6 protein-coding genes are annotated in these 3,632 nt (G+C 44.1%); 2 read left to right on the top strand and 4 right to left on the bottom strand.

The genetic code is table 11. The features are described 5' to 3' along the window. Nucleotides 1-149: 149 nt before the first annotated feature. Nucleotides 150-470 (top strand): Arm DNA-binding domain-containing protein, encoded by a 321-nt coding sequence (locus RYL88_RS12265; RefSeq protein WP_314991661.1) that lies wholly within the window; start codon nucleotides 150-152, stop codon nucleotides 468-470. A 63-nt stretch (nucleotides 471-533) separates the two neighbouring features. Beyond that, nucleotides 534-1,337 carry a site-specific integrase gene (locus tag RYL88_RS12260; protein ID WP_314991659.1) on the top strand — a complete coding sequence of 268 codons (804 nt, stop codon included), beginning with the start codon at nucleotides 534-536 and terminating at the stop codon, nucleotides 1,335-1,337. A 2-nt stretch (nucleotides 1,338-1,339) separates the two neighbouring features. On the opposite strand, the gene RYL88_RS12255 is transcribed toward RYL88_RS12260, so the two are convergent. From RYL88_RS12255 to RYL88_RS12240, 4 genes are read right to left on the bottom strand one after another with little or no spacing between them, the layout of a single operon-like run. Beyond that, nucleotides 1,340-2,113, bottom strand: coding sequence for a phage antirepressor KilAC domain-containing protein (locus tag RYL88_RS12255; protein ID WP_314991657.1), 774 nt, complete (start codon nucleotides 2,111-2,113; stop codon nucleotides 1,340-1,342). Further along, a complete protein-coding gene (locus RYL88_RS12250) occupies nucleotides 2,094-2,525 on the bottom strand; it encodes a YopX family protein (RefSeq protein WP_314991656.1) in 432 nt (143 codons plus the stop codon). Before RYL88_RS12250 ends, RYL88_RS12255 begins: the two co-directional genes overlap by 20 nt. Before the next feature lie 4 nt (nucleotides 2,526-2,529). Beyond that, on the bottom strand, nucleotides 2,530-2,727 hold the full coding sequence (locus tag RYL88_RS12245) for a hypothetical protein (RefSeq protein WP_314991654.1): 198 nt from the start codon (nucleotides 2,725-2,727) through the stop codon (nucleotides 2,530-2,532). A gap of 10 nt (nucleotides 2,728-2,737) precedes the next feature. After that, entirely contained in the window at nucleotides 2,738-3,535 is a 798-nt protein-coding gene (locus RYL88_RS12240) for a phosphoadenosine phosphosulfate reductase family protein (RefSeq protein WP_314991652.1), read from the bottom strand. Nucleotides 3,536-3,632 lie beyond the last annotated feature (97 nt).

Here is a 3,632-nt window from a genome sequence, read left to right as displayed (position 1 = left end):
ATAAAAAAGCCCCGATATAGACGGATTTTAAAGATATTTTTGCGTATATTTAAAAATACTAACAGATATAAAAATATATTTGCAAATATCCATTTTTTACGGAATAATAACGGAGCAAAACAAAAAAGCACAAAAGGACTCCGTAAAAAATGCCAAAGATACCCACCCCGCTAACAGATAGAGAGATTAGGGCGCTAAAGCCGAAGGATAAAATTTATAAGAAATGCGACGGCAGAGGTTTATATATTTTCGTAGATCCTAGCGGTCGTAAATATTTTGCTCTCGAATACAAAAGCCCGGCCGATAATAAAATCAAAAGGCTAAATTTAGGAGACTTTCCCGAGTTTAGTTTGGCCATGGCACGCGAGGAGAGATTTAAGCTAGAGCAAAAGGTAAGAGACGGCATCGACGTCAAACGCGAGAGCGAGATAAACGAGCAGGCTAATTTTAAAAAGCTCGCGCAAAGATAGCTTGAAATAAAAGTCGCTGGCGTAGAGCCAAATACCCTATATAGAGATAAAAGGCTGCTTGAGATGTATGCCTATCCGTTTTTTGAAAATAGAAGCATTACAGACATCACCGTAACCGACGTCATCGAAATTTTAAAAAAGATAGAGGCTAAAGGCAGCCTTGAGATGATGAAGCGGCTTTATTCGCTTTTAAATCAAATTTGGCAATCAGCCTACTATATCGCGCCGCATAACGTGATCGCGAGCATTAACTACCGCTTCACATTCAAAAAAGTCAAAGAGAAAAATTACGCGACGCTTACCAAAAACGCCGATATTAAGGCTCTTTGGCAAAGTATAGACGAATACAGCGGCGACGTTCGCACCAAATACGCCCTTAAATTTGCAGTTCTCACCGCACTGCGCCCTTTTAACGTTAGAAGCGCAAAATGGGAGTATATCGATTTTGATGAGGGCGTCATAAACATCCCCGCGGGCGATATGAAAATGCGAGAGGCTTTTACCCTGCCCTTATCGCGCCAAGCCCTGGAGCTGCTAAAAGAATACAAAGGCTACAATCTAGATCAAATTTATCTTTTCGGCTCGCTTTACGGCTCAGCCCGGTATATGAGCGAAAACACCCTAAACGTCGCGCTGCGCAGGATGGGATTTAGCAAAGACGAGATCGTGTCGCACGGCTTTCGCGCCATGTTTAGCACCGTTTGCAACGAAAACATCGACGCTCACGGGCTAAATTTCGACATTATAGAAAAATGCCTCGCGCACAAAGGCACGGACAAGATCCGCGCCGCCTACAATCGCGCCCAAAATTTAGCCCAAATGCGCGCTTTGATGCAGTGGTGGGCGGACTATTTGGATAATTTATAAATTTACGCGCTCTTTGAGAAAAATTGCTCTATTTTAGGCGCGAGCGCTACTTGCCCTTTGCTCGTGATTTTCGTCGTAAAGGTTTGCAGATTGCCTTTTGTGGTGGCTATCACATTCATCACGAGCTCAAAGTATCCGTTATCAACGTATTTCTGATAGGGCTTATTGTCTTTTTGTAAATATCCGCTATCTCGCAGCCAGCTAAAGAGCCGTTTTTGCCCTACCCTGATGCGCTTATCGTCGCATAGGGCTTTTGCGTAGTCGCCGATATTGATGCTCGTCGCGCTTGCTTCGACTGCTTTTGCAAAGGTGATATAAGGTAAATTTGCCGCTTTTTCGCGCTCTAGCTCCTGAGTTTTTGCTCTTTGAGCTTTCAGATCAAGCGCTAGTTTTATGATCGTATCGGGATCGCTTAGCACCTCATCGATCTTTTTTTGCGTCAAATAGCCGCCGTGTTTGCGAATAGACGGCAAAACCTCGATATTGACCCATTTTCTAAAACTCCTCGCGTTTGGCTTGTCGCTTCGCATGAGCACGAAATAAAGTTGCGGCTCGGTAATAAAAGTCGCGTTTTGCTCCCTGCCCAGGCTGTCAAAGATGGGGTAGGTTAAATCTAGGCCATCATCAAACTCCCTTTTTATCGCATTTTTGACGTCGGTAACGTTTTGGATTTCCAAAACCCTGCAAACGTCGGCTAAGCAAAAAAGCGGATCGCCCGACTCACCTACCGCAACCCTGATCTCAAAGTTATCGTTTTTAAAAATTTCTAGGTTCATTTTTACCCCCTATTAAAATTTTATTTTCGTAAATATTGCCGACGACTACCCAATCGCCGAGCTCACTGAGAGAAAATCGCAAATCCTCCCGCTTTTTATCAATCGGTCTAACAACGAAACTTCCGAAATCAAGAATCACCTCGCCTATCTCGCCGTCTCGCGGATTATAAAATTCATCGCCGCAAGGAGACTGCGGGTCAAATTTGACGATGTAGCTCTCGTAAATTTCCGCATTATTTTGATCCTTTAGCCCTGTGTATTGCATAAGTTCGACATCTTCAAAAGAGCACTCGAAATCAACCTCCGTCTCCTCGTCCCATAGCCCTAATTCATTGTTTGCAAAGTCAAGATATAAAACTTCGTATATCCTTTTATCTGCTTTATAATAAGCTTTAAATTTAATCTCTCTCATATCATCAATCCTTAATCTTCTTGATTATCCCTCTTAGTTTTTCGTCTTTTGTTGTCATTGTTTTGGCGTCTAGTCCTTTTTGAGCTAGCCTTTTGATCTCGCCCAGCAATTGGGCTGCGCGAGAGGGCATCACTACTTTTTTACGTCGCAGCATCATAATTTCCTTTTGCGCCGCTTTTAGCCGCACTTCTAAATCTTGCATTGGTCGCTCCTTAAATTTTACAAAAACAGTCTTTCAGCGGCTCATCTGAAAAATCAAATAGTCCACTTTGTTTGTCGGCTTTTTTGAATTCTTTTTCCATATCCGCGCAAGTCCTTTGACGACTAAACCAGTATTTGTTTTGCACCTTTTCGCCCCGTCTCTCCAGCTGGAACAGTTTTGCTTCGATCTGCTTCATATACTCCCAATCTTTGGGAAAATGTTTCCAGACTTGGAAAAAGCTCCTATCGCTTTGAGCCGGGCAAAAGCTACAACCCGTGCGCGTGAAGTAGCGATACAATGGATTTTCCATTTCGCGCTCTTTTAGATACGCCGCGCAGTCCGTTTCGCTCATCGAAAAATCATCGATTAACGGATAAAGAAACTCGTCGCCTGCCATTTTTCGGTGGATTTCGGACGTCGTAAAACCGATATAAATTTTGTATTCGGTTATACCTTGCTCTTTTATCCAGCGCTCAAACGGGCGATTTTTGGCTTCTCTCCTCCACGTGCAGGGATAACCGATAGGCATAGGCAGGCCTCTGATCCAGCCTTGCCTCGTCTCGCTTCTTTCGCCCAGTCTTCCAAATACGCTATCCTCAAAGCTGATCTCGGGTTTGAGCGTGATGACCTCTTTGCCGTATCTGCCCCTAAAGTATTCAGATAGCCGCTCGACGTAGCGATACATCAAATCAAACTCGTGAAGCGTATCCTTGAATACGATATGATCCAGCGGGCGGCCGTGGCGTAAGAGCATATCGACCATCGCCGTGCTGTCTTTGCCGCCTGAGAGAGTTGCTATGTGAGTCATTTTGATTATCCCACCCTCAAAAACTCCGGCAAGCTCATCGCTACGCTCGGGTTATATTCGCTTTTTTCTCGGCTTACGCGCTTGATCTCGCTTAGCA

This window comes from uncultured Campylobacter sp., from assembly GCF_963517995.1.
In the GTDB taxonomy this organism is placed as follows: Bacteria; Campylobacterota; Campylobacteria; order Campylobacterales; family Campylobacteraceae; genus Campylobacter_A.
This window is presented reverse-complemented; position numbering and strand designations above follow the sequence as displayed.